At 64.8% G+C, this 20,751-nt stretch carries 12 protein-coding genes; 9 read left to right on the forward strand and 3 right to left on the reverse strand.

Features of this window, described 5'->3' with window-relative positions; genetic code table 11:
* From EV148_RS17270 to EV148_RS17290, 5 genes are all read left to right on the forward strand, one after another.
* Nucleotides 1-1,450 (forward strand): Ig-like domain-containing protein (locus EV148_RS17270; protein ID WP_132000105.1); only part of this gene is annotated, 1,450 nt, incomplete at its 5' end.
* Between the two features lie 390 nt (nt 1,451-1,840).
* Complete coding sequence (locus EV148_RS17275; RefSeq protein WP_158287528.1) at nt 1,841-3,349, forward strand: cadherin repeat domain-containing protein; 1,509 nt, start codon at nt 1,841-1,843, stop codon at nt 3,347-3,349.
* A gap of 302 nt (nt 3,350-3,651) precedes the next feature.
* Nucleotides 3,652-4,944 carry a choice-of-anchor Q domain-containing protein gene (locus tag EV148_RS17280; protein WP_132000107.1) on the forward strand — a complete coding sequence of 431 codons (1,293 nt, stop codon included), beginning with the start codon at nt 3,652-3,654 and terminating at the stop codon, nt 4,942-4,944.
* The gene (locus EV148_RS17285) at nt 4,941-6,068 is read left to right on the forward strand and encodes a right-handed parallel beta-helix repeat-containing protein (RefSeq protein WP_132000108.1); all 1,128 of its coding nucleotides are present in this window, start codon (nt 4,941-4,943) and stop codon (nt 6,066-6,068) included. The genes EV148_RS17280 and EV148_RS17285 overlap by 4 nt, the downstream gene beginning before the upstream one ends.
* Nucleotides 6,065-6,679 carry a cadherin repeat domain-containing protein gene (locus tag EV148_RS17290; protein ID WP_132000109.1) on the forward strand — a complete coding sequence of 205 codons (615 nt, stop codon included), beginning with the start codon at nt 6,065-6,067 and terminating at the stop codon, nt 6,677-6,679. The genes EV148_RS17285 and EV148_RS17290 overlap by 4 nt, the downstream gene beginning before the upstream one ends.
* A gap of 41 nt (nt 6,680-6,720) precedes the next feature.
* Here EV148_RS17290 and EV148_RS17295 read toward each other — a convergent pair whose 3' ends face one another.
* From EV148_RS17295 to EV148_RS17305, 3 genes are all read right to left on the reverse strand, one after another.
* Nucleotides 6,721-7,317 carry a hypothetical protein gene (locus EV148_RS17295; RefSeq protein ID WP_132000110.1) on the reverse strand — a complete coding sequence of 199 codons (597 nt, stop codon included), beginning with the start codon at nt 7,315-7,317 and terminating at the stop codon, nt 6,721-6,723.
* A gap of 295 nt (nt 7,318-7,612) precedes the next feature.
* A complete protein-coding gene (locus tag EV148_RS17300) occupies nt 7,613-10,150 on the reverse strand; it encodes a choice-of-anchor Q domain-containing protein (RefSeq protein WP_132000111.1) in 2,538 nt (845 codons plus the stop codon).
* Nucleotides 10,151-10,489: 339 nt separating this feature from the next.
* On the reverse strand, nt 10,490-12,328 hold the full coding sequence (locus tag EV148_RS17305) for a serine hydrolase domain-containing protein (protein ID WP_158287529.1): 1,839 nt from the start codon (nt 12,326-12,328) through the stop codon (nt 10,490-10,492).
* 686 nt (nt 12,329-13,014) lie between these two features.
* Here EV148_RS17305 and EV148_RS17310 point away from each other — a divergent pair.
* From EV148_RS17310 to EV148_RS17325, 4 genes are all read left to right on the forward strand, one after another.
* The gene (locus tag EV148_RS17310; protein ID WP_132000113.1) at nt 13,015-14,199 is read left to right on the forward strand and encodes a choice-of-anchor Q domain-containing protein; all 1,185 of its coding nucleotides are present in this window, start codon (nt 13,015-13,017) and stop codon (nt 14,197-14,199) included.
* A 189-nt stretch (nt 14,200-14,388) separates the two neighbouring features.
* Nucleotides 14,389-16,923, forward strand: coding sequence for a right-handed parallel beta-helix repeat-containing protein (locus EV148_RS17315; protein WP_132000114.1), 2,535 nt, complete (start codon nt 14,389-14,391; stop codon nt 16,921-16,923).
* Between the two features lie 390 nt (nt 16,924-17,313).
* Nucleotides 17,314-19,230, forward strand: a complete 1,917-nt coding sequence (locus EV148_RS17320; protein WP_132000115.1) for a DUF1800 domain-containing protein — start codon at nt 17,314-17,316, stop codon at nt 19,228-19,230.
* Between the two features lie 9 nt (nt 19,231-19,239).
* Nucleotides 19,240-20,652 (forward strand): DUF1501 domain-containing protein, encoded by a 1,413-nt coding sequence (locus tag EV148_RS17325; RefSeq protein WP_132000116.1) that lies wholly within the window; start codon nt 19,240-19,242, stop codon nt 20,650-20,652.
* Nucleotides 20,653-20,751: the final 99 nt, after the last annotated feature.

Genomic DNA, 20,751 nt, shown 5'->3' on the forward strand with positions numbered 1-20,751 from the left:
GGCGGGCAACACGAACGGTGCGTTCGCGATCGATCCGGCGACGGGTGCGCTGACGGTCGCGGCAGCGCTCGACTACGAGACGCAGTCGAGCTACGTGCTGACGATCGAGGTCTCGGACGGTGCGCTGAGCGGCACGGGCACGGTGACGGTGAACGTGACCGACGTGGTCGGCGGGCCGGGCGTGGAGAACATGGCTCCTGTCGCGATCGACGATGCAATCCAGCTCGAACCGCTCGGTACGGCCACGACGCTGACCGGAGGTGCAGCCAGCGTACTGTGGAACGATCTCGATCCGGATGCGGGCGAAACCGCTTCGCTGACCGTCACGATGGCGGTCGCACCGACAGCAGGTACGCTGACCTTGAATCCGGACGGAACGTTCCTCTACGCCAATACGGTCGACGCCGGTGCGGACAGCTTTGAATACGAAGTCTGCGACGCGCACGCCGCCTGCAATGTCGGTATCGTCTCCATCACGATAACGACAGGTGCGCAGAACCGTCTGCCGGCGGTCGTCGACGATGCAATGCAGGTTGCCCCCTTGGGTACGCAGACGATCCTGACCGGCGACCTCGCCAGCGTGCTGCAGAACGATTTCGATCCCGATGGCGATGCCTTGAGCGCCAAACTGCTTGTCGCTCCAACGGCCGGCATGGTGGTGCTCGCGACGGACGGCACGTTCAGCTACACGCACACGGTTGCGATGGCGACGTCCGATGCCTTCTGGTATCAGGCGTGCGACGTGCATGGCGCCTGCATGCCGGGCCGCGTGTCGATCGTCATTGGCGCCGACGTCATCAATCAACTCCCCTTGGCCATGAACGACACCACCGTTACGCTGGCACCGGGCGGCACGGCGGACACGCTGGCGGACGGCGAGACATCGGTGCTGGCGAACGACAGCGACCCCGATGAGGGTGAAACGGCGACGTTGACGGCGACGCTGATCAGTCAGCCGTCGAAGGGCGAAGTCGCGCTCAACCAGAACGGGACGTTCAGCTACACGCACGACATTGCCGCCAGCGTCGGTGACGACAGCTTCTGGTATGAGGCGTGCGACATCCATGGTGCGTGCAGCGCTGCCAAGGTGAGCATCACGATCACCGCGGACGCTCCCGAGGTCAGCTGCCAGCTGGATCCGCAGATCCATACGGTGGGGGATGCGGTGGATCTGGATCTCTCCCGTCTCTTCGTCGCACCGAATGGCCAGGCACTCGCCTATTCGATTGCAGGTTTGCCGGCATCGCTGTCGGTCGACCCGACCACAGGTTGGTTGAGTGGCGTGCTGGGCGAAGGTGACGCCTCGCTCACGCCCTACACAGCAATATTCATCGCGACCACCGTGCCCGATGGCGTCAGCGCCAGCGAGTCGGTGAGCTTCGCGGTCTTCCCCGAAGGGGAAGTGGTGTTCCGCGACGGCTTCGATCTGCCACCTCAGCACTGCCAGTGACCGAGCAAGTCGGTTGCTTGAGAGACATTCCCCAATCTCTCTTCGAAGTGATGTGGAAATCGAGATCGTAGCGGGTCACGCTGGCCGGCGGCTCCTCCCCAAGCCGCCGGCCAGCGGATTTGTCGAGCAGAAGCTCAATGCCCGCAGAGTTCTGCGTTCCGCGCCGCCTCGATAGGCCGCGGCCATCGGTCCCATCGGCTCCGGCGCCGTGCAATGCGAGCAGGGCTCGGGGGCTCGCCGCGAAACGGACGTCGTCGCAATTCCAGTCACGCCGGTTCGATTCGGAATCCTGATCGACGGATCAAAATCTTTCATTGGATATCCGAAGTTTGCTCCGCGAGCATAACGGCCGTCCGCGGTGCATTGGCGTTCGACTGTCGACGTATCGAGATGGGCTCGATCGTCACACGGCAATCGACGCAGCGGGCCATTCCATTCCACCAAGATCGCGACATCCGGGACAGATCCATGAACTGCATATCGAAAGCCAACGCCAAGCTTCCCAGCGCCACCGTTCTGACTTGCGCCGTGGGAGTCGTGCTGGCCATGGCCAGTTCGATCGCACACGCAGAGATGTTCTGCGTCGACGCGACCGCCGGCCTCCAGATCGCGCTGGACGATGCCCTTTCGAACGCCGAACCGGACGAGATTCGCATTCAGGCGGGCGACTACATTCTCAGCGCAGGGCTCGTGTACAACACGCAGGTCCCCGGTGCGGACCAGCACGCGTTGACGATCAGTGGTGGCTATGACGCCGACTGCGTGCAGCGCATCGGAGTCTCGAAGCTCAACGGAAATACACAGGTTCAGGTCATCAAGCTCGTTCTGGGGGCTCCGGTATTCATGGACCACGTGACCATCGCCGGTGGTCGTGTCGAAAACACGCCGGGAGATTCTGGCCGCGGTGGCGGCGTATTCGCGCAGCTGCAGGGCAGTTCGGCCGAGCTGCACCTGGATGCGGTGCGCCTGATCTCGAACGTGGCGTCCGGTTTCGGAGGAGGGATTGCCGTGATATCCAACGTCGGTGGTGGCAGTCACTTTTCGCTTCGCAACAGCCTCCTCGCAGGCAACGTCGCGCAAGGCGCTGGCGGTGCCGCGATCGGAGTCGTATCGAAAGGCATGGTCGACATATCGAACAACACGATCACTGCCAACGTGAGCGACAACGCGTCAGCGGTGCATCTCCAGGCCAACGACGCTTCGGCCCAGTTCCGCGTGGACAACAACATCGTCTGGGGCAACGGCGCAAGCCCTTCGTATGACCTGCAGCTCGTTGCGCCTCCCGCGGGCGGCGATCCGTACCATCTCGTTGCCAACGACATCGGATCGACTCAGGGCATGCCGGGCGACGACAGCGACCTGAACGTATCGATCGATCCTCTGTTTGTCGCTTGCGCGTTCTGCTCGAACTATCCGTTGAGTGCCGCGTCGCCACTGATCGACGCGGGTGTCGGCGATCCCGCGGGAGGTTTGGCGCAGACGGATCTGCTGGGTGCGGCGCGCGTCATGGGTGCCAGCGTCGACATGGGCGCTTACGAGTTCGTGCAGCCGAACATCGCGCCCACGGTTGCGGAAGACCAGGCCTTCGTCGTCGACGAATCGGCCGCGCAAGGCGCCATCGTCGGCACGGTAACGGCGACCGACGACTATCTGCCGCAGCCCCATGCGATCACCTATGCGATCGTCGACGGCAACACCGGTGACGCTTTCGCGATCGACGCGGACAGCGGCGTGCTGACGGTTGCCAATCCGGATGCGCTCGATTCCACCGCGATGCCGGCTTACGCACTCGCCATCAAGGTGACCGACGGCGAACTGGACGGCGTCGGCGTCGTGAACGTCACGGTGTCCGGACCCGGCGAATCGGATGTCATTTTCCAGGACGGCTTCGACGGCTGAGCGGTTGGAAGACAGACCCGATGGCAAAACCAGGAGGGCTCGCTCGCGGATCGAGTCGGGCAGTGCCCGATCCGTGGGAGCGCTTCCAAACGTGTACCGGGCGCGCGACCGGGAAAGCCCGGCTGGACCCGATTTCTCTGCATGCTCCGAGTGGTGGCCGGCGCGGGGCGACACGGCGCTGGTGCCGTCTCGCACCTGCTTCGACGAGTACGCGAGTTGCGGGCTGAAATGTCGGAATGAAAAGGAACGCACCGCGGACATCGCGGCGTTCCTGTGCGGCGCGAAACTGGGGAGAGGAACACATGAACTTTCATGAAGAATCATCGGCCGTAGCGCCGCCCGCAGGGCCAGATCGGCGAACGGCGTCGTGGAGCGAGCGCCGGAACAAGAAGGCGACCGTCGCACCGGGGCAGGCGGCGCGGCTTCGCGCGATTGCCACGGACAGGCGCCGGGAGGTCCATCCGCTGCGTGACGCGTTTCGCCGGCTGCGGTCCGCCGCGAGCATCCTGCCGCTGCTCGTCCTGCTGGCGCTCGTCACGACACGCCTCGCCGCGGCAGCCGATTTCTGCGTCGTCAACGAGGCAGGCGCCCACATTGCGCTGGAGATCGCGCGGACGAATGGCGAGCCGGACTACATCAAATTCCGGTCGGGACTGCTGAGCCTGACGGACGGGCTCGAATACGACACAGAGGCGGTGGACAGCGACCACGAGCTGTTGTACATCGGCGGCGGCTACAACGACGACTGCACGGTGCGAACGGACATCACGATGCTCGATGGGCACGACCAGATCATGCCGCTGACCGTGCTGCTGCACGGTGTCGACAAGGTGATTCTTGAACACATTTCATTTTACCGCAGCAAGACGTGTGCTCTTTGCGTGCACATGCAGAACGAGTTGGCGGCGGTCACGGTCGACTCGGCCCGATTCCTGAACGGCACCAGCGACTCGGTCGGTGGGGCTCTGGTGGCTTCGGGCTTTGGATACCTGCGCGTCAGGAACAGCCTCTTTGCCGGAAACGAATCGGTGACCGGAGCCGCTGCCCTGGTCGCGTTGGATGGTGACGCTTTCTTCATCAACAATACGATTACGCGCAACGCCACGGTCGTCGGCGATCCCATGGCCTTCTATGCCGGCCCTTACGGTTCCGGTGAAGAAGCACACTTCTCGTTCACCAACAACATCATCTGGGGCAACACTCCGGATGGCTCGCCCGTATCCGACGGCTACGACCTTTACCTCGACGACGGCGGGATCTACCGCCTTTCCGCCAACGACATCGGCGCCTCCCGCGTGCCCGCGGCCGAAGCGGGTGGCATGCCGAACCTGTCGGTCGATCCGCAACTGCCCGCCTGCTTCGTGATCTGCTTGGACCAGCGCCCGAGCCCGAACTCACCCGCAGTGAATGCAGGGGACGACATGCCCGATGGCGTAGGAGCGGCGCTCGACATTATGGGCCTGCCCCGCAAGATGGGCGCTCACGTGGACATCGGTGCCTACGAACTCGACGAGATCTTCGTCGACGGCTTCGAGAGTCTTGCGCTTGCGTCGATCTCGTTCGACGCCGACGTGCCGTTGGGGAGGACGCCATGACGACCTGGGCATGGCGCCGCGGGTGCGAGCGGTTCGGGGTATTGCGGGGCGGCTGCATGGCAGCGGCTGCGATGTTGCTTGTGGCGATACCGGCGCACGCAGCGATCTTCTGTATCGATCCGGTCGATGTGCCCATCGGCCAGACCATCACGGACGTGATCCAGGCGAGCCTCCAAGAGGCGCGCCAGAATCAGGAAGCAGATGCGATCCGATTCCGGTCAGCGCTCATTCTGCTCTCCCATGACCTGGTCTACGATGCCATGGATGGTGAGCCGGCGATCTCGATCAGTGGCGGATGGAATGTCGGGTGCACTGTGCGGTCCGGACCGGCGACGGTACTCCATGGGCAAGGCACAGCGCGGCCTCTGGCATTGCTCCTTCGCGCGGGCAGTCATGTGACCCTCAGTCATCTGATACTGCATGGCGGACTTGGCGGCTCGATCGTCAATGCGGGAGGCGGATTGTTCGTGGGGGGGGCCTCCGGGTCGGAGCCGGCTACCGTGGCAGTCGATTCGGTTCGCTTCAGTGCGAATACGGCGCTTTACGGTGGCGGCATGTTCGCTTCCGGCAACGTCACCGTGTCATTGCGCAACAATGTGTTCGTCGACAACCAGGGCTTCATGGCCTCGGCAGTGCATTTCGAAAGCCTGGCAGGCGAAATCTACATCACCAACAACACGATCACCAACAATGTGGTCACGGGCGACGCGATGCCGTTGCAGGGCGCGGCAAGTGCCGCGATGTACGTGGAAAGCAGCGGTATGCTCCATTTCAACAACAACATCCTCTGGGACAATCCGGGATCGGATGCGGCACTGGTCCTCGGTAGCGTCGCCTCCGAACTGATCGCAAATGACCTGGAGTCGTACGCTGGCTTTCCCCCCGCCATCTACGAAATGAATCGCTCGGTGGATCCGCAGTTCGCACCTTGTGGCGTACCGTGCTTCGATCGACCGATCCTGAGCACATCGCCGTTGGTCGACGCCGGTTTCGACGCGCCGGCGGGGGGGCTTCCGGCGTTGGACATTCTGGGCCTGCCCCGCAAGATGGGCGCCCACGTGGACATCGGTGCCTACGAACTCGACGAGATCTTCGTCGACGGCTTCGATTCCGCATCGCCATGACCGAAGCGCCGAAGCCGCACGATCGGGCGGCGTCGCCGGCGGGCGATCTGCACCGGTTCACCCTGCGGCGCTGCCAGGCGCCTGCACGTCGGCGTGCACATGGCGGGGGCGAAGCGCTGTTCGCGATCGATCCGGAGACCGGCCGACTGACGGTCGTGCAGCAGGCGCGCGGTGGATCGCCGGCGTACATCCTGAAGGTGGAGGCCTCCGACGGGAAGGTGGGCGGCTTCGGCGACGTCACGGTCGGCATCACCGATTGCGGCGAAGCGCCGGCAATCGTCCCGGGCCAGGTGTTCCTGATCGCACCGGGGATGGCGTCGGGCGAATCATTCGGCAGGGTGCTCGCGGTCGCCGATGGCGGCAGCGTGCCATCGGCATGGAGCTATGCCATCGTTGCGGGCAATGCCGGCGATGTCTTCGCGATCGACCCGACCACCGGGGATCTGGCGGTCGCGGGCCGGCTGGATGCCAGCTCGGCATCCAGCTACGGCTTGGCCATCAGGGTATCCGACGGCAGGCGCAGCGGCGTCGGTGTCGTCGTGATCGACATCGTGGCATCCGCTGCGAAGGCGAGTCTGGATGAGGCCGGCTTCGGCGAGTTGCCCGCATGAACCGTTTGGCCCGGTCGAGCAGCGACCGGCATGTTCGGGCATCAGGATGGCAACGACATCCGGCGCGCGGGACCCTGCCGGCGCAGCCAGCGCAGGAGGCGATCCGGATAGATCTCGCAGGCACTGAAAACCGCGGCCAGCGCGGCCACCACCGCCACGCGGAATGCGAACGACGGCCACCACGGCTGGAACACCGCCAGCCAGGCGATCACCGCGCCTGCCAGCACGATGCGAAGCCACGCATGCGCAATCCGCAGCGCGATTCTCGATGACGTGGCGGCGTCCGTGGCACGGCAGGTGTCGCGGTACAACGTGTGCCATTGCAGGAAGGCCTGCAGCAGCAGGCCGAGCCAGAACCCCGAGCCCGGTACGGCGACCACCAGGTCTTCGAGGCGACAGCCGAAGAGCCGGGTCAGCAGCCAGGCAGCCAACGCATGCGGCAACAGCAGGACGGCCGACAGCAGCATGACCGCGGGCCAGCGAAGCCACGCGGCTACGCGATTGCCGCGGTGCTTGCCGGAAAGCACCAGTACGGACGTCGCCGTCATCAATGCCGCGTCCAGCAGGAAACTCGCCACCGTGGTCGCCGCCGACCATGCAAGCAGCGTCACGCCGAGAACGGGCACGAGGTTGCGCATCGCGACGTCGATCGCAGCCCGGCCGCCGATGTCCGGCTGCCAGCGGTCGCGCGCGGGCGGATTCGCATGCATTCCGATGTCCGGCGGGTCTGTCACGAGACATCAATCCAATCGTTGGCCGGGAGGGTTGTTCGCAAACCGTCTTGCCCCCGGTACCGGCGCGCTGCGCGGGGTCCTTGCCGGTAAAGCCGTTCAAGCCGCACAGCGGCGGAACATTTCGCGTCCGGACCTGGGCATCACACCGCGCCGCGCTCGACGGCACCGGCCGTCGGTCTCGAGTCGTGGCGCGGCTCTGCTACAGTCCGCGCTTCTGGAAAGCATCCCGGAAGATCGTGTCCACCGCAAAACACGGCGACAGTTCGCTGGTATCGCCGGTGTCGAGGTTGGTTGCCGTCGCCGCCAGGTAGCCGGACGTCAAGTGCGTCGGATCCAGATCGACTGCGACCGACACGACACCGCTGCCGCTGTTCATGCTCGCGATCGCGAGACCGACGAGGCTTTCCGCGTCGGCGCCGCGCTGTCCACCGGGGCAGTTGGGGGCATGATAGAAGGCGAAGAGGATCGACGTGTCCGCCTGTGTGTTCAACGCCGCCGTCACCTTGGCCGGGGTCGAGTCCTGGTCCAGGCCGATGATGACGGGGTAATTCTGCAGCCCGTTCGGCCCGGCATCGGCGTCGCCGTCGTCGTTCGGTAGCGGCCCGAGATCGCCGAGGTCGATACCCAGTCCCATACCGTCGCGGCCATTGTTCCAGATCCTGTTGTTTACAATCGTTACGCCGCTGCCTGCGGAGGACTGCACCTGAACGCCAGCGGTGCGATTGCCGGAGATCAGGTTCGGGTACGAGTTGACTTCGCCGATCGCGTGATGGCCCGAGCCGGAACCCACCACGATGCCTGCGTCGTTCGCGTGCTGCGCGACGCCGTAGCCGGCCGCGTTGACGCCGATGCGATTGCCGAGCACGGTGAATCCCTGGGTGTTCGAGCCGAGATAGATGCCACGCACGCTGCCATCGATGACGTTGTCGCGGATCCGCACGCCGGTCGCGCCGGCGAATGCATAGATGCCGTCCGCGGCGTTCGGCTGCACGGCAAGGCCGTTCGGTGCCACGCCGATGTAGTTGTTCACGATGTAATGGCCGCTCGTCGCGCTCCCGGAGATCTGGATCGCGTTGTTCCCCAGTCCACCGAAGTAGTTTCGCGACGCGGCGTCCGAGGCGCCGATGTGCGCGTCCACGGCATTGTCCCTCAACATCACGCCGCGCGGCACGCTCCCGATCGAGCCACCCTGCGGCAGCAGCCCGCCGAACACGCTGCCGCGCACGACGTGACCTTCGCCGCCCCGCAAGTCGATCGCCGCAGTGGCGAACGCGGCGAAGGCGGAACCGAAGGACAAGCCATCGGCCACCAGCGTCGTGGTCGCCGGCTGATCCGATGCCACCCGCAGCGCGTGCGTGACACCGGCCACGGCCGGCACCAGTGTCACGCAGACGCTGGCATCGCTGCCCATGTTGTCGCTGTTGCGCTGCGAACCGGGCTGCGTATACCCGTCGATCACCACGCTGTCCGTGATGTCCGGAAGCGGGCTCTGCAGTGCGATCGTGCGCGGGCAGTTGCCGGGCATGTCGAACGTGATGGTCTGGGGCACGGGGTCGCCCACCCATGCATTCGCCGTGGCAATGGCCGCACGCAGCGAACCGGGCCCGCTGTCGCTGTTGCTGGTGACCACGATCGCGGCCGGCAGGTTGTCGTTGATGGGCGATTCGTGGGCGCCGATATCGTAGCGCGTGCCAACCAGGCGGACCTGTCCGCGCAGATCGGTGGACGGCACGGAGACGTCGGCCTGCAGCGCCTGGACCAGGCTCATGCCTTTGTTCACGGCCGGCGAGGTGGCCGCCAGGCGGTAGTCGCCCTTCGCGGGATCGACGAACTGGGGATCGGCGCTGATGACGTTGCCATTGGCGATGAGGTCGCCCTCCACGCCGCCGCCATGAGTCAGAAGCAGGTTGTTGCGTGGCGTGATCGGGATGCCGCCCATGCTGGTAGCCACAAACAGATCCGTCGCGCAAGAGGTCGATCGCACGATATTGTGGTGAAACATGAATTCGGGATTTTTCGTACGTACGTACAGGCCATATTCGCCGGTGCTGCCGCAGGCCAGATCGGCAAACGTATTGAACCCGATCTCCGACTCGCTCGCGGCGGCGTCCCTGATGAAAACAGCCCGCTCACCCAAGCCACCGACATTCGCGACAAGATTTTGTTGCATCTCCAGTGCATTTGCGTCGTTTGCGATGATGGATACCCAGCCACCATACGAGAATTTATTTTTGTTGATCACCATATAGCCGGTGTCAGGGCAAATCTGGCCGGCACTGCAGAACTTGTCGTCCACTTGGAAAACGTGGAACCGACTGAAGTGGATTGCGTAGATGACGTAGGCGCTATTGTCGCCCTTGAACAAGAAATCCGCCCCCTCCGGCGCGGGGAAAGCGTTGGAAGCGTATAGGGTCGTGAAGGACGGATCGCGCGTTGTCTGCTGGCTGCAGTCCTGGTTCCAGCCGCCCCTCAACAGGAACTCCTTGTCGTCCTTGTCTCCGCTCGGATTGAATGCCAGCCCATTGCTGAGAGAGTAGGTGCCGGTCCTGACACGGATATCCCACGTGGAACCCTCGTCGCCGGCATTGGCATCGGCGATCGCCTGCTGCAATTGCGCGACCGTGCCGACGCAGCGTCTATTGATCTCGGCGGCCCTGGCGGGCGGCGCGATCATCGCGCAGGCGACCAGGCCCAGGCACAGGCACGCAAGCGCCATTCTGGTGGACGTGTTGCGCACGGGCGGTAGCCGCGCGTCCGTGCGGCCGTACGGAAACTCCAATGGCGATGGGATCGAATTGCACACGACAGAGGCCTCCGTGATTCGTTGAATGCTGCCGGAGGAAGATCCCGGATCCTTGCCCTGGCACATCCGCGCGGACAGCCGCGGATCCGCCGGATCCAGCGCTCGACATCGTCGTGCGCCATGACTTCCACCCGGCCTCCCAAGCGTGGAATCATCGGTATATGTTCGGCGCCGCGCCAATGAAACGATGTGATGGTGCGATTCACATCGTCGATGCCCATAACCTGACGTTGTGGCGCGATGAGCCGGAGTCATGGATGACAAACCCCCGGTTCACCACAGCCAGGTGCGCAGGCCGAGCAGATGATTGACGGCGAGCCAGATCGTCAATCCGCACGCCGCAACGGCCACCAGCAGGCCATGCCAGCGCGCGATCACATTCATCGGCAGCCGCCATGTCCGCACGACCTGCGTCAGCGCCGCGATCGCGAGTGCGGCGAACAGCAGCGTGAAACCGCAGATGCCGACGCTGTACACGTTCGGCTCGAATACGCCGTCGACCGGCATCGCGATCGCGCAGGCGGTTGCAGCGAGGAACGCGATCGCGGCCAACGCCGGCAGCACCCGTGCCGACTTGCCCGGCGCCCCGCGCAGCTTGCCGAAGGCCATGCGCAACAGCCACACCGGCGCGAACAGCACGCTGGACAGCAGGAGGAAGATCGCACCGAAAAACGCGTAGACCGGCAGGCCCGCCGCGAGGAAACCGCGCTGGCTGTAGAACTGCGTGCGCGTCACGAGGGCGGTCACGCCGTCGGCGTCGCGCGTGAATATCGCGCTGGGCGCGGTCGCATCGACCAGGCGCAGTTGTCCGCCGGCGAGTGCGCGATAGCGGGCCATCTCGCCGAACAGCGGGTGGCGGAAGACGACTTCGTCGCCTTCGATGTCGATGCGATTGTTGCCGAGCATGCGCTCGATGCCGGCCATGATGACGTTGCGGGGACTGGCCATCTCGTACCAGCCGGCGTAGGGCGCCAGGTCGCCATGTGGCGTGTCCTGCGCGGCGACGGGCGGTGTTTCCCCCTGCATGAGGTACTCCATCGCCAGCCGCTCCAGGCGACCCTGCGTATCCGCGTCCATGCGGTTGATCATCACCACGTAACCCAGGCGTGGCTCGTGCGAATAGCGGAACGCGGCCGAGAAACCCGTGATGCCGCCGTCGTGACCATGAAGCGGCACGCCGGCGCGTTCGCGCACGGCGTTGCCAAACCCATAGCCGGCGGCGAGGCCCGCGCGTGCCGACAGGGTCGACGCGGGGTGCTCCATGCGCTCGATGGAGGCCGCCGACAGCACGCCCGGCACGCTGGTGCCGCGGCTGGCATACCAGCGCAGCAGCTTGGCCATGTCGGCGGCGGTCGAGACGACGGCGCCGGCCGGATACATCGAGAGATCGTCGAAAGGCTTGGCGGCGCCGTCGTCGCCGTAGCCGGTCGCGAGCGCCGTGCCGGCCTCCTGCGCCGTCCAGAACGTTTCGTTCATGCCGAGCGGCTTCCAGATGTGTTCGCGCACATAGGCGCGATAGTCCTCGCCACTGATCTTCTCGATCAGGTAGGCCGCCACGCCGTAGCCGGGGTTGGCGTACGCGAAGCGTTCACCGGGGCGCCAGCGCGAGGTCAGTTCCGCGTCGAAATGCCCCAGTTCCGCCAGCAGGGTACCGTCCCCGTGTCGCCGGAAATTGCGGAAACGCATGTCGTCGAAGCCCGCCGCGTGTTCCAGCAGGTGCACCACGCGTACCGGATCGGTGGCTTCCCACGGATTGGACAACGGCAGTTCCGGTGCGAGGGTGCGCACGGGCGCATCGAGCGACAACCGCCCCTGCTCCACCAGTTGCATCGCCGCAATGGCGACGAATGTCTTGCTGACCGATCCGATGCGCAGGCGCGTGTGCGCATCCATCCGTCTCGCCGCGGCCACGTCCGCAAGACCGACGCCATCGGCGAGCACGACGTCGTCGCCGCGCAGCAGCACCAGGCTGGCACCGGCGATGCCGGTGTCGGACAGGATCGTGTTGGCGCGGTCGAGTACCGCATCGGTCGATTCGGGAGGGGCAGGCTGTTGCGCCCATGCCGCAGGCGGCGTCGTGGCAAGCGGGGCCAGCAAGCAAACGATGCTCATGACGGCGCGCAATGGATACCTGGTCAAGTTTTCCGTGAAGTGCATGGTGTGGTCCCGATCTCGGAACAGTTGTTGCCCACGCCCTCATTGTCCGCAACGGGCGAAAGGGCGACCCTGGTGCGAATCGGGCGTCCGCGTCCGCGGAAAACCGCCGATGCCGACGCGGAAACCGTGCCGCCTGGCACGGGCGCCTTCCCGATACGCCGCGGGTGCCGCGCTTCGGTGGCCGCCACCCGTGCGCCCGCGACGGCGGCGGCTCACCCGGACGCAATCATGGGGCCATGTGCGCCGCGATGCCAATGAATGGATGTAATCGTGCGATTCCTGTCTTCGATGCGTGTGGCGCCGCGGCCGTGGCGTCGCCGCAGGATCGACAACCGCTGCGGCATCCGTGCAGCCCGGCCGTGCCACCTTCGAGCGGCATTCCCCGGTCGGGGATGTGCAGCACGCGCTTCGTCATCAGCATCACCGTGCGTAATCCGGCGATGAGTATCGGCGATGGCCATTCGTGCGATTGATGCCGGCATCGAATCATTTCATTGGCGAAGCGCCGAGCGCCAACCGCATGATGGCCACGCGCGGAACGAGAGTGCTGCACGCGACGCGCCGTTCGCGGCCGGCCAGTGCCAAGGGTGCCCGGATTCACCGCCGATCGCGTGTCGTTTGTCCAAAGCGGGGAAGCCGTCGTGCACTTCCATCTTGCGATGTCCGGGCGCCGGGGCTGTTGCTCCGGCGTCACTGCCAGCGAAACAACCGCTGTTCTGCAGCGCCGCACCGCAACGGCGATGTGCCATCGCGTGCCGGCGATGGCCGTATGCGCGCTTGCGTGCGCGACCGCATCCATGCCCGCGACGGCCGCGACGTTCTGTGTCGCATCCGAATCCATGGCGCAGCAGGCACTGGACGCGGCTGCCACGAACGGCGAGATCGACGTCATCTACTTCCACGCCGGGACATATCCGCTCGTCAACGGCCTGCATTTCTCCACGCAGGTCGCGGGTGACCACAAGAAGGTGATTGTCCGCGGCGGCTACAACCCGTCGTGCGACACGCGCATCGGATACACCGTGCTTGATGGCCAGAACCTGATACGACCCTTGCTGATCCATCTGCAGGGGCCCGACGAGCTGCACCTCGAATACCTGGTCTTCGAGCACGGTACCGTCGGCGCGGCATCGACGTTCGGGCCGAATGGCGGCGGGATGTACGTCCAGGCTTCCGTCGATGCGCAGTCAAGGCTTGTCCTGGACTCTCTCCGGTTCCTGGCCAATGCCGCCGATGGCGGAAGCGGGGGTGGCCTGGTCGTGGCCGGCGGCGTCAGCCTGGAACTTCGCAACAGCCTGTTCAGAAGCAACACGGCGCAGGACGGTCATGCGGCCGGCATGGTGCTGTACGGGGACGCGCACATCGTCAACAACACGGTTTCAGGCAATGCCGGTCTCCCGCCCGAGCCACAGGCGGCGTTCTTCATCACCATGGCGCAAGGCCATACGGCCTGGCTCGGCAACAACATCTTCTGGGGAAACCCGGGGGCAGCGCACGACCTGCGTCTCGAGGTATTCGGAGACGGTGCCTTCCAGCTCGTCGCCAACGACATCGGCACGCGCGGCGGCGTGGAGCCCGTTGAAGTCGGCGACACGAATCTCGACAACGTCGACCCGCAGTTCGACATGCAGGACACCGGCTTCTTCGACCTGCCGCTCGGACCCGCATCCCCGCTGATCGACGCCGGCGAGAGCGCACCCGCCGGTGGGTTGCCGGCTTTCGACCTTCTCGGAGCGCTGCGCGTCAACGGGCAAGGTGTCGATCTCGGCGCGTACGAGCTCGACCGGCTATTCGCCAATGGTTTCGATGGGTTGCCGGTCGAATGAATCCGGCACCTGAACCGATGGCGAGAGATGGCCCGCGGCTGAAGGAGGGCGGGGAATCGCAGCGGGTGCGGCGTCGAGCACGCCACGTCGGCGACGCCGCAGACCCTCGTTCCCGATACCTCGACGCAAACGACGAACCGCGGCCATCGCGGTAACGGTGACGCCACATATCGGTTTGGAGAAGGTTTCATGAAGAGTCAGCGACACTGCGATGCACGGCTTGCCATGCGTGGCGTGGCGGCGATCTTCCTGGCGTCGCTCGCATTGGCGGTGTTTCCGGCACGGGCCGCGGTGCGCTGCGTCGGCACCGCGCAGGAACTGCAGCAGGCCGTGGCGGACGCCAAAGCCGCCGAAGCCGGCTCGGTCTGGGACATCCGTGTCAGGCAGGGTACCTACACGGTGCCCGGCGGGCTGGACTTCGCGACGGTGGCGTCTTTCCCCGCAGACAAGCAATTCACGTTGCTCGGCGGATACACCGCCGGCTGCTCGTCGTCGCAGCGCGCGCGCGATCCGGACCTCACGGTCGTCAAGGCGGGCGGGGGGGCGTTCGCCTTCCGGGGCAAGAACAGGAAATACGACATCGAATCGATCCGGTTCGAAGGTTTCGCCTTTTTTGACGTCCGTGACGATGATGGGCTTACGGGCGGAAATGCCGACTCCCTCATCGTCGTCGACAATCATTTCGATTCGGGTGGGAGCGTTCTTATCACTTCACGCACGACCAACCATGTCGCCTTCCGGGGCAACCTCGTTACCGGCATCACCGCGCTCGAAGCATCACCGGTCGACATCTGGATTGACAACAACGAGGCCTCGCCCGACATCGGCTTCAACACGATGGTCGATCTCGATTGCCAGGACAGCAGTGCCGCGAGCGGCCTGACACTGCACAGCCGGAATCCGACCCTGAAGTTCCATCACAACATCATCTGGTCCGGCGCCTGCACCTACGACATCTACAACGACACAAGTCACGAGGGCAAGGTCATCATTCCGTACAACAACCTGTACGGCAACCAGCAGGGCGGATTCCCCGTCGGCAGCGGCAACATCGTCGGCAGCGACCCGCAGTTCGTCGACGCCGCCGGCGGCAACTTCGATCTTGCCGCCGGATCGCCAGCGGTTGACGGCGGCATGAACGTTGCGGAAATGGCTTCGCTGTTCATCCCGGTACCGACCTATGACCTGCACGGGAATACCCGGCCAGTGCTTCCCCGCTTCGATATCGGGGCGTACGAACGCCAGCCGGACGTCGTGATTCCGTCCACCTTCACCGTCACCAACATCAGCGACAGCGGCCCCGGTTCGCTGCGCGACGCGATCCTGCAGGCCAATGCCGATGCCGGATACGCGCAGACGATCAAGTTCGCCATTCCGGGCGGTTGCCCGCGCACGATCGCACTGCAGAGCCCGCTCCCGGACGTCACCGATACCCTGTTCGTTCTCGGCTACACGCAGCCGTTCGCCCAGCCCAATACGCTGGCGATCGGCAGCGACGCGAACGTGTGTGTCGTGCTGACGCCGGCGAGCAGCGGGGTTGCCCATGCAATGCGCGTCCCCTCCGGCCAAGTCTCCACTCAGTTGACCGTCGAGGGATTGGGTTTCGGCAGCGGAACGTATACGTTCACGAGCGCCGCGGTCAGGCTCCAGGGCGGGAACGGTCACAAGGTCCGCGGCAGCGTCTTCGGCGGCGAAATGCCGCCCCAGGGTCACATCCACCCGCCGCTGGGCAATCTGCAACGCGGCATCATGATCGGCGGCTTCGCCACGGGCGTGGTGATCGGCGGCGAAAACGAAGCGGAGCGAAACTATTTCGGCGGCCTGCAGCAGAACGCCATCGTGCTCAATGACGGCACGACAGCCAATCACGTCATCGAGAACAACTACTTCGGCCTGATGCCCGACGGCAAGGTCGCGCAGCCCAACATGTTCAGCGCGATCAGCGCCTCGGGGGGCTCCGGTGTGCACATCATGGGCAATGTCATCGCAGCCGGTGGTGGCTGCGGGATCCACCTGCTCAACGAGTCCGTGAAGAGCTTCTTTATCCAGGAGAACCGGATCGGCGTGAATGCGATCGGCGTCGACGATGAAACGCTGGCCAACAGTGCCGGCATCTGCATTGCCGGCGGTTCGAAGGATCACGTCATCGGCGCGGACGTGGGAGCGTTCATCGATTCCAGCAGCTTCTCGAACGACATCCGCAACAACAACGGCGCGGGTATCCGGATCGACCCCACGGCCGGCGCCGGGACGGTGATACGCGGCAACCGGATCAGTTCGAACGGACGCAGCGGCACCGGCTTGGGGATCGATCTGGACCTGCCAGGCCAGCTCCAGAACGACGACGGCGACGGCGACGCCGGCCCGAACGGTCTGCAGAACCACCCGATGATCGTCGGCTCGACCCCGCACGGCGAGAACGGAAGCCTGCGCGAGGTGGTCCTCGGCCTGAACACGACGCCGGGAGCGTACTTCGTCATCGATGTCTACCGTTCTTCGTCGTGCCCGCAAGGACAGAAAGGGGCGAACGCAACGACGTACGTCGGCGGGGTCGACGGCACCGCCGTGGGGAGCGGCAACCGGTTGACGTTCGACGTCTCGGGCATCGGTGCGCCCGGTTACCTCACCGCGACGGCCACCACGGCCGACGGTACCAGCGAGTTCTCGCCCTGCTTCAGCGAGGACACGATCTTCCGCGACGGTCTGGAAAGGCCGGGGCTGTGAGGGCCCGCAGGTTGGTACGGCCCTCGCGGCCGAGCGCCGGTACGTTCAATCGCACAAGGAGAGTTCATGGTGCGTGGAAGCGCTTCTCTCACGAATGCGGCGCTTCGGTCGCGGCTGCGCCGCTCCTACAGAGAAGCCGCTCTGTTTCTTGAGAGACTGCAGATGAAGTCTTATTTGCACCTCTGCGATGACGGCGAGGGCGATGCAAAACGGCGCGGGACATGAACTGCCTTGCGCATTGATCCAAGTACCGTCGCCGCGTTCAAGATGGCTCTCCTTCGATGAGTCGATTGAATCGTCGCATTGAAACATTTCATCGAGAGAGCCGCGCGCGCCGGCTCCGCACGCTGGCATGATGCGGAGAGCATTCTTGCGGCGGCGTAAGCCATCATGAGCACGGCAGGCATCGCACCATCAGTAGCAGCAGCGACGAACGACGCCATCATATGCGCTGCGTCGCCGACGTGCCGCTGGGTCAGTTTCGGCGCGCAGGAAGAGCAGGCCGCCATCGAGGGTCTGCGTGGCGTCGGCACACCCACCATTCGGTATTTCCAGATCGCCGTCGTGCTGATGTTGTGCTTGGTCGCGCGGGCGCGAGCAGCCGACGACCTGGTTTTCGGCAATGGTTTCGAGGTTCCGGCCATCAGTGAGGCGGATGCCGCACGTTTCCTCGACCAGGCGACGTTCGGCGGGCGCCCGTCGGACATCGCGCAAGTGCGTAATCTCGGCTACGAAGCGTGGTTGGAACAGCAGTTCTCCGCGCCGATTTCGCTGCAGAAGCCGTATCTGGACTGGCTGCACGCAAACAGCCAAGGGGTCTACCAGCAGGCGCGGCTGGAGGCGTGGTTCATGCAGGCGGCGCAGATGACCGATCCGAGTGACCCCACGCACGCGCACTCGGACCAGCTGCGCCAGCGTGTCGCTTTTGCGTTGTCGGAGATCATGGTCGTTTCGGACCGAAATGCCTCCCTGCTGTTCCAGCCGTGGGCACTGGCGGACTACTACGATACGCTGGCGCGCAACGCCTTTGGCAACTACCGGCAGTTGCTGGAGGACGTGACCCTGCATCCGGCCATGGGTCGGTATCTCAGCATGCTCGGAAACCGCAAGGCCGATGACGTGCTCAACATCCGGCCCGATGAGAACTATGCGCGCGAGGTGCTGCAGCTGTTCTCCGTCGGTCTGGTCATGCTCAATCCCGACGGCACCGTGTTCGACAGTGATCCGGTCATGCCTGGCGTACAGCCGGTGCCCACCTACGACCAGAATGTCGTGCGCGGATTCGCACACGTGTTCACGGGCTGGAATTTCTCCGGTTGCACGGCACAGAACTACGGCAACTGCGAGCCCAGCAATCCGTACTTCGCCCCGTGGTTCACGCCAATGCAGCCGGTCGAGGCCTTTCATGACGACACGACCGCCAAGCAACTGCTCGTCTATCCGGGTGTGGGCCTGCCGGGTGGTCTGCTCGCGCCCGGCGCGAACGCGCAGCAGGAAATGGCGGCCGCGCTGGACAACGTATTCCACCACCCCAACATCGGACCGTTCATTGCGCGGCAGCTGATCCAGCGCCTGGTGACGAGCAACCCGACCCCGGCCTACGTCGGACGGATTGCGGCAGTGTTCGACGACGACGGGCAGGGTGTGCGCGGCAATCTGCGCGCAGTGGTCCGTGCGCTCCTGCTCGACCCGGAAGCACGCAACGGACACCTTTCGGCGCCGGAAACTTTCGGCAAGGTACGCGAACCGATTGCGCGGCTGGTGAAGCTGTGGCGGATCGCGCCCGGCGCTTCGGCGAACGGGCGCGTGTTCCAGTATTCGCACCCGCAGGACCAGTTCGCGCAACTGCCTCTCGGTGCACCCTCCGTATTCAACTTCTTCCGCCCGGATTTCGCACAGTCGGGCGAGATCCGGGATGCTGGGCTGGTGTCGCCCGAATTCCAGATTCATACCGATACCCAGCTTGTCAGCATGCCGAACTATCTGGGGTGGCGCATCTTCTGGTTCTGGCAGGGCAGCAATTACGACATCGCTGCCGCACCGGAGGAGACGTTGATGGACTACTCGGAGTTGCGCGCGCTGGCGGTCAATTCTGCAGCACTGGTGGATCGGCTGAACCTGCTGATGATGTCCGGTCAGATGTCCGACTACATGCGCCAGTTGCTGATCGCGCGCCTCGACGGGCCATTGCCGGATCAGATTCCCGGGTTGAGCGGGGGCACGACCGAGGAGCGTCGTTCGCTGTTTCGCGTGCAGCAGGCGCTTTACCTGATCGTCACTTCCCCCGAATTCTCGATTCAGAAGTAGGAGCCGTCCATGACTCCCGATCGTCGTGCCTTTCTTCGCCGCTCGCTCCAGGCCGCGCTCGGCGGCGTTGCGCTGAACAGCCCGCTGGGCAACCTGGTGGCCGTCGCCGCAGCGGCGCGGCCGGCCGTACCGTCGACATTCTCCGACTACCGCGCACTGGTTTGCGTATTCCTCCACGGCGGCAACGACAGCTTCAGTAGCGTCGTGCCCGTATCGCCCGTCGACTACGCAATCTATCAGGCGACGCGGCCCGCGCTCGCTCTGCCGTTGGAACAGATTCAGCCGAACACGCTCGTTCCGCAGCCGGACGGAATGCCGAGTGACGGCGCCACCTACGGCCTGCATCCTTCGCTGGCTCCTTTGAAGGCCTTGTTCGAGCAGCAGCAACTTGCCATCGTGGCCAATGTGGGGCCGCTGCTCGGTCCGATCACGAAGGCGCAGTACCAGGCCAATCCGCTGCTGGCACCACCACAGCTTTTCTCGCATTCGGACCAGGCGAACTTCTGGCAGACATCCCGTCCGGACGACGCCAGCGCGGACGGTTGGGGTGGGCGGATCGCCGACCTCCTTCTTGATGCCAATCCCGACGCAACGTTGCCGATGACAATCTCGATCCAAGGCCAGAGCCTGTTCCAGCGCGGCAGCCTGATCGATCAGTACGTGGTGCGTGGATGCGCCGGAGGATCGTGCGCCGCGGAACGCATCGACTATCTCGGTACGTATCAGAACCAGCTCGGCATTCAGACCTTCCAGGCTCTGGCGGCCGAAGGCGCGCAATCGCACATGTTCGAGCGTGCCTACGCGCGCGCGACGCGCCGCACGATCGATCACTACGAGACGCTGTCAGCACTGATCAGCACGGTGCCCGACTGGAACGTGCCCTTCCCATCGACGAATCTGGGCGGGCAGCTGCGCCAGGTCGCCAACCTTATCAGCCTGCGCGGTCCAGGCGCGCTCGACATGCATCGGCAGCTCTTCTTTGTTGGCCAGGGCGGCTACGACACGCATGACGATCAACTTGCCATACAGCCGGGGCTGCTCGCCGATCTTGCGCAATCGCTGGTCGCGTTCCAGGCGGCAATGGCGCAACTCGGAGTCACGGACGAGGTCACCACCTTCACCGCATCGGATTTCGGTCGCACGCTGTCCACCAACGGTGATGGCACCGATCACGGCTGGGGTGGCCACCATTTCGTCCTCGGTGGCGCCGTGCGAGGCGGTCGCTTCTACGGGCGGATGCCGTCGCTCGCGCAGCACGACAACCCGGACGATGCCGGCTACGGCCAGATAATCCCGACGACCGGCGTGGACCAGTATGCGGCGACCTTGGCTGCGTGGTACGGGGTCAATACCGGCGACCTCCCGCTGCTTTTCCCACGTCTTGGCGAGTACGACTCCCCGAATCTCGGATTCATGACATGACTGGCGTTTCGGTTCCGTATCTCCCGCCTTGCGTTGTGGCGGCTGCTCCTGCGGACTGGCACGTCGTGCGGCGAATGCAGATGGATCTGCGGAGCACGC

Source organism: Dokdonella fugitiva (assembly GCF_004342425.1).
Lineage (GTDB): Bacteria > Pseudomonadota > Gammaproteobacteria > Xanthomonadales > Rhodanobacteraceae > Dokdonella_A > Dokdonella_A fugitiva.

Bases quoted from the DNA above. Each gene is read 5' to 3' on its own strand.
- EV148_RS17280 (WP_132000107.1), top strand. From the start codon at position 3,652: ATGAACTTTCATGAAGAATCATCGGCCGTAGCGCCGCCCGCAGGGCCA.
- EV148_RS17305 (WP_158287529.1), bottom strand. From the start codon at position 12,328: ATGAGCATCGTTTGCTTGCTGGCCCCGCTTGCCACGACGCCGCCTGCG.
- EV148_RS17295 (WP_132000110.1), bottom strand. From the start codon at position 7,317: ATGCGCAACCTCGTGCCCGTTCTCGGCGTGACGCTGCTTGCATGGTCG.
- EV148_RS17325 (WP_132000116.1), top strand. From the start codon at position 19,240: ATGACTCCCGATCGTCGTGCCTTTCTTCGCCGCTCGCTCCAGGCCGCG.
- EV148_RS17315 (WP_132000114.1), top strand. From the start codon at position 14,389: ATGAAGAGTCAGCGACACTGCGATGCACGGCTTGCCATGCGTGGCGTG.
- EV148_RS17285 (WP_132000108.1), top strand. From the start codon at position 4,941: ATGACGACCTGGGCATGGCGCCGCGGGTGCGAGCGGTTCGGGGTATTG.
- EV148_RS17320 (WP_132000115.1), top strand. From the start codon at position 17,314: ATGAGCACGGCAGGCATCGCACCATCAGTAGCAGCAGCGACGAACGAC.
- EV148_RS17275 (WP_158287528.1), top strand. From the start codon at position 1,841: ATGGGCTCGATCGTCACACGGCAATCGACGCAGCGGGCCATTCCATTC.
- EV148_RS17290 (WP_132000109.1), top strand. From the start codon at position 6,065: ATGACCGAAGCGCCGAAGCCGCACGATCGGGCGGCGTCGCCGGCGGGC.